General features: G+C 43.5%; 1 rRNA gene. It reads right to left on the bottom strand.

Annotated elements, in window-relative coordinates:
• Positions 1 to 112 (bottom strand): 23S ribosomal RNA (locus ACM6HV_RS13975); the annotation flags it as partial.
• Positions 113 to 285: the final 173 nt, after the last annotated feature.

Here is a 285-nt window from a genome sequence, read left to right on the forward strand (position 1 = left end):
ATCTCCGGATCAAAGTCTGTTTGCCGACTCCCCGAAGCTTTTCGCAGGCTACCACGTCTTTCATCGCCTCTGACTGCCAAGGCATCCACCGTATGCGCTTCTTCACTTGACCATATAACCCCAAGCAATCTGGTTATACTGTGAAGACGACATTCGCCGAAAATTCGCAAAACTCTTAAGAGTCACTCACAAATTTTACCTTAGCCTGATCCGTTACCAGTGAAAGTAACGTTCAGTCTATCTTTCTATCACATACCCAAATTTTTAAAGAACGATCTAATCAAA

Source organism: Pseudomonas sp. IT-P260, assembly GCF_949768395.1.
Classification (GTDB): Bacteria; Pseudomonadota; Gammaproteobacteria; order Pseudomonadales; family Pseudomonadaceae; genus Aquipseudomonas; species Aquipseudomonas parakoreensis.